Consider the following 5,035-nt stretch of genomic DNA (forward strand, 5'->3'; position numbering starts at 1 on the left):
GGCGGTCGGTGAACAGGCCGCCCTCCAGGTGGTCGGTCTCGTGCTGGAGACAGCGGGCGAAGAACCCCGTCCCCTCGACGCGTACCGGCTCCCCGCCCAGGTCGACGCCCTCGACGACCGCACGGTCGAAGCGGGTCGTGCCCGCCTCGATGCCGGGCAGGGACAGGCAGCCCTCGTGACCGGTGACGGTGACCCCGTCGGCCGTCACGAGCCTGGGGTTGACCACATGGCCGAGGTGGCGACGGTCCTCGTCGTCGGGGCAGTCGTAGACGAACACCCGCAGCGGGATGCCGATCTGGTTGGCCGCCAGGCCCACACCCCGGGCCGCGTACATCGTCGCGTACAGGTCCTCGACGAGCTGCGCGAGAGCGGCGTCGAAGACGGTGACCTCCCGGCAGGGGGCCTGGAGCACCGGGTCTCCCAGGAACCGCATCGGCCGGACGAGTCCGGAACTGCCGGGAATCACACTGTGTCGCACAGCACCACAGTATGGTCCGCGCGCAACCAGCCTGGTCGGCCGGGGGTTGCGGTTCGTTCACCGGGCCGGGATCTCGGTAGGCTGGCCTTTCGACCGAAGCCCCCCGGCCGGCGATTCGGTGCGCGGAGGGGGCGTTCCACCGGTGGGACCGGAGGCGGGCGCGGCGCCGGATGCGAGGAGGAACAAGGACGATGGCAGGCGCAGGCAACGCGGAGCCGCTGTCACCGCGGGCGAAGCTGGCCGTGACGGCGGGCAAGGCCGCGGCGGCGGTGTCGCGGGCGGCGGGCCGCGGCAGCGGTTCGGTGATCGGCGGCAAGGTCGCCCTCCGGCTCGACCCCGACCTGCTGGCCCGGCTGGCCCGGCACCTCGACGTGGTGCTGGTGTCCGCGACCAACGGCAAGACCACGACGACCCGGCTGATCGCCGAGGCGCTGCGGGCCAGCGGCCAGGTGGTCTCCAACGCGCTCGGCGCGAACATGCCCGCGGGCATCACCTCCGCGCTCGCCGGCGGCTCCGAGGCCCGGTTCGGGGTCATCGAGGTCGACGAGAAGTACCTGGCCGGGGTGGCCCGGGACACCACGCCCAAGGCGATCGCCCTGCTGAACCTCTCCCGCGACCAGCTCGACCGGGCCGCCGAGACGCGGATGCTGGCCGAGAAGTGGCGCGAGGGCCTGTCCGGTACGAAGGCCGTGGTGATCGCCAACTGCGACGACCCGCTGATCGTCTGGGCCGCCTCCTCCTCGCCGAACGTGGTGTGGGTCGCGGCCGGCCAGGAGTGGAAGGACGACGCCTGGTCCTGCCCGTCCTGCGGCGGGGTGCTCCAGCGCCCGGGCGAGGACTGGATGTGCGGCGAGTGCGGCTTCCGCCGGCCGATCCCCAGCTGGGCGCTGAACGGCGACTTCGTGCTGGACCCGCACGGCTCCGCCTGGCCGATCCACCTGCAGCTGCCGGGCCGCGCCAACAAGGCCAACGCCACCACCTCCGCCGCCGTGGCCGCCCACTTCGGGGTGCCGCCGCAGGTCGCGCTGGAGCGGATGTACCAGGTGCAGGCGGTCGCCGGCCGCTATGACGTGATCAGCTTCCAGGGCCGGGAGATGCGGCTGCTGCTGGCGAAGAACCCGGCGGGCTGGCTGGAGACCTTCTCGCTGATCGACCCGCCGCCCACGCCCGTGATCCTCTCCGTCAACGCCCGCGGCGCGGACGGCACCGACACCTCCTGGCTGTGGGACGTGGACTACACCCGGCTCGCCGGGCACCCGATCTGCGTCATCGGCGACCGCCGGCTGGATCTGGCGGTACGGCTGGAGGTCGCGGGCCTGGACTTCCGGGTCTGCGAGACCGTGGACGAGGCCGTACAGCTGTGCCCGCCCGGCCGGATCGAGACGATCGCCAACTACACCGCCTTCCAGGACCTGCGCCGCCGGGTCGGCAACTGACCCTCCCCGTAAAGGATTTGTGAGCATGAGCGACAGCAGCCTCCGCCTGGTGTGGGTCTACCCGGACCTGCTGAGCACGTACGGCGACCAGGGCAACGCCCTGGTGGTCGAGCGGCGGGCCCGGCAGCGGGGCCTGGACGTGGCGCGCGTGGACGTGCGCTCGGACCAGCCGCTGCCCACCTCCGGCGACATCTATCTGATCGGCGGCGGCGAGGACCGGCCGCAGCGGCTCGCGGCCGAGCGGCTGCGCCGCGACGGCGGCCTGAGCCGGGCGGTCTCCAACGGCGCGATCGTCTTCTCGGTGTGCGCGGGCTACCAGATCCTGGGCCACGAGTTCATCAACGACCTCGGGGAACGGGAGCCGGGCCTGGGCCTGCTGGACGTGGTGTCCACCCGTGGCGAGGGCGAGCGGTGCGTGGGCGATGTGCTCGCGGACATCGACTCGCGGCTCGGCCTGCCGCCGCTGACGGGCTTCGAGAACCACCAGGGCATCACGCATCTGGGCCCGACCGCCCGCCCGTTCGCGAAGGTGCGGTTCGGCAACGGCAACGGTACGGGCGACGGCTTCGAGGGCGCGTACAACGACACCGTTTTCGGCACGTACATGCACGGCCCCGTGCTGGCGCGCAATCCGCTGATCGCCGACCTGCTGCTGAAGCTGGCGCTGGACGTCAACGCGCTGCCGCCGGTGGACGACCGCTGGTACGAGGCGCTGCGCGAGGAGCGGATCTCGGCCGCCACGCAGCCCGCCTAGGAACACCCCGGCGGGGAGGGGTGTCCGACTGCTGGTCGGGGCCTGCCCCGCCGCCCGGCGCTTTGTAGGGTGGCGGCCCGGGTGCGCCGGGCTCCCCGGGTGCGCCGGGCTCCCCGGGTGCGCCGGGCTCCCCGGGCGCGCCGGGAGTTGACGCGAGTCCATCCGGACGACGGGGTCCGGTCGCCCTGAACGAGTTTCGATAGGTGTACGAGCAATGCGCATGGGTGTGCTCACCTCCGGCGGCGACTGCCCCGGACTCAACGCCGTCATCCGGTCCGTGGTCCACCGCGCCGTGGTGGACCATGGCGATGACGTGATCGGCTTCAGGGACGGCTGGAAGGGCCTGCTGGAGTGCGACTACCGCAAGCTCGACCTGGACGCGGTGGGCGGGATCCTGGCCCTCGGCGGCACGGTCCTCGGCTCCTCCCGCGTCCAGCCCGCGCAGCTGCGGGACGGGGTGGAGCGGGCCCGGGAGCACGTCGCCGAGCTGGGTCTTGACGCGATCATCCCGATCGGCGGCGAGGGCACACTCAAGGCGGCGCGGCTGCTGTCGGACGCGGGCCTGCCGATCGTCGGCGTGCCGAAGACGATCGACAACGACATCGCGGCGACCGATGTGACCTTCGGTTTCGACACGGCCGTCGGGGTTGCGACGGAGGCGCTGGACCGGCTGAAGACGACCGCCGAGTCGCACCAGCGGGTGCTGATCGTGGAGGTCATGGGGAGGCACACCGGCTGGATCGCGCTGCACTCGGGCATGGCCGCGGGCGCGCACGCGATCGTCGTGCCCGAACGGCCTTTTGACATCGACGAGTTGACCGAGGTCGTGGGGAGCCGGTTCTCGGCGGGCAAGAAGTTCGCGATCGTGGTCGTCGCGGAGGGCGCGAAGCCGCGCGAGGGCTCGATGGCGTTCGAGGTCGGCGGCAAGGACGTGTACGGGCACGAGCGGTTCGCCGGGGTGGCCCGGCAGTTGTCGGTGGAGCTGGAGCAGCGCCTGGGCAAGGAGGCCCGGCCAGTGATCCTGGGCCATGTGCAGCGCGGCGGCACCCCCACCGCGTACGACAGGGTGCTGGCCACCCGGTTCGGCTGGCACGCCGTGGAGGCCGCGCACCGCGGGGAGTTCGGGATGATGACGGCGCTGCGCGGGACGGAGATCACGCTGGTGGGGCTCGCGGAGGCGGTCGAGACGCTGAAGACGGTGCCGGCCGAGCGGTACGACGAGGTCGACTGCGTGCTGTGAGCCCCGTCGGGAGGCCTGTGAGCCCCTTCGGGCCGGTTGTGCGCGCCGCCCCCGGCCGGAGTCCCGGCCGGGGGCGGTTCTAGTCTGGTGCGGACGCATCGGCGCGAAACAGGAGCGAGTGGATGGATCACGGCGGGCACGGCATGACCATGGATCTGCCGCCGTTCACGCTGGGCAGGGGGCTGGAGTTCAGCGGCGAGCCGTTCTTCCTCGTGGGCTGCCTGCTGGCGCTCGGCCTGTACGGATGGGCGGTCGCGCGGCTGCGGCGGCGCGGCGACGGCTGGCCGGTGAGCCGTACGGTCGCCTTTGCCGCCGGGGTGCTGACGGTGGGGCTGGTGATGTGCACCGGGCTCAACGACTACGGCATGGTCATGTTCAGCGTGCACATGGTGCAGCACATGGTCATCTCGATGCTGTCGCCGATCCTGCTGCTGCTCGGTGCTCCGGTGACGCTCGCGCTGCGCGCGCTGCCCTCGGCGGGGCGGGGCCGGAAGGGCCCGCGCGAGCTGCTGGTGGCGCTCCTGCACAGCCGGTACGTACGGATCGTCTCGCATCCGGCGTTCACCATCCCGCTGTTCATCGCGAGCCTGTACGCGCTCTACTTCACGCCGCTCTTCGACTTCCTCATGGGCAGCAAGCCGGGGCACATCGCGATGATGGTGCACTTCCTGGCGGTCGGGCTGGCTTTCTTCTGGCCGATCATGGGCGTGGACCCGGGGCCGCACCGGCCGGGGTACGTGATGCGGATGCTGGAGCTGTTCGCGGGGATGCCGTTCCACGCGTTCTTCGGCATCGCGCTGATGATGGCCTCCGCGCCGATGATCGGCACGTACGCGCACCCGCCGGCGTCGCTGGGCATCGACGCGCTGGACGACCAGCAGTGGGCGGGCGGCATCGCGTGGGCGTTCAGCGAGATCCCGTCGGTGGTGGTGCTCGTGGCCCTGGTGTTCCAGTGGTACCGGTCCGAGCAGCGGCAGGCGCGGCGCAAGGACCGGGCGGCGGACCGGGACGGGGACCAGGAGCTGGCGGCGTACAACGCCTATCTCGCCTCGCTCCAGGCGCGCGGGCGCTAGGACACCCGGGCCGCTAGGCACCCGGGCCGTTCCAGGCCAGTCTTCGCGAGTGAG

At 72.2% G+C, this 5,035-nt stretch carries 5 protein-coding genes; 4 read left to right on the forward strand and 1 reads right to left on the reverse strand.

Annotated features, from left to right (window positions below; all coding sequences use genetic code 11):
• A partial coding sequence (gene def, locus AOK16_RS23200) for a peptide deformylase (RefSeq protein ID WP_205627766.1) occupies positions 1 to 478 on the reverse strand: 478 nt, incomplete at its 3' end.
• Between the two features lie 191 nt (positions 479 to 669).
• Here def and AOK16_RS23205 point away from each other — a divergent pair.
• From AOK16_RS23205 to AOK16_RS23220, 4 genes are all read left to right on the forward strand, one after another.
• Positions 670 to 1,914, forward strand: coding sequence for a Mur ligase family protein (locus AOK16_RS23205; RefSeq protein WP_055474092.1), 1,245 nt, complete (start codon positions 670 to 672; stop codon positions 1,912 to 1,914).
• A gap of 25 nt (positions 1,915 to 1,939) precedes the next feature.
• On the forward strand, positions 1,940 to 2,668 hold the full coding sequence (locus tag AOK16_RS23210; RefSeq protein WP_055474093.1) for a type 1 glutamine amidotransferase: 729 nt from the start codon (positions 1,940 to 1,942) through the stop codon (positions 2,666 to 2,668).
• A gap of 214 nt (positions 2,669 to 2,882) precedes the next feature.
• A complete protein-coding gene (locus tag AOK16_RS23215) occupies positions 2,883 to 3,908 on the forward strand; it encodes a 6-phosphofructokinase (RefSeq protein WP_055474094.1) in 1,026 nt (341 codons plus the stop codon).
• Positions 3,909 to 4,030: 122 nt separating this feature from the next.
• Entirely contained in the window at positions 4,031 to 4,981 is a 951-nt protein-coding gene (locus AOK16_RS23220; RefSeq protein WP_055474095.1) for a cytochrome c oxidase assembly protein, read from the forward strand.
• Positions 4,982 to 5,035: the final 54 nt, after the last annotated feature.

It is taken from the genome of Streptomyces pathocidini (assembly GCF_001418495.1).
Lineage (GTDB): Bacteria > Actinomycetota > Actinomycetes > Streptomycetales > Streptomycetaceae > Streptomyces > Streptomyces pathocidini.

What these genes read in the sequence shown, in the direction of transcription:
- AOK16_RS23205 (WP_055474092.1), top strand. Translation starts at nt 670, where the DNA reads ATGGCAGGCGCAGGCAACGCGGAGCCGCTGTCACCGCGGGCGAAGCTG.
- AOK16_RS23210 (WP_055474093.1), top strand. Translation starts at nt 1,940, where the DNA reads ATGAGCGACAGCAGCCTCCGCCTGGTGTGGGTCTACCCGGACCTGCTG.
- AOK16_RS23215 (WP_055474094.1), top strand. Translation starts at nt 2,883, where the DNA reads ATGCGCATGGGTGTGCTCACCTCCGGCGGCGACTGCCCCGGACTCAAC.
- AOK16_RS23220 (WP_055474095.1), top strand. Translation starts at nt 4,031, where the DNA reads ATGGATCACGGCGGGCACGGCATGACCATGGATCTGCCGCCGTTCACG.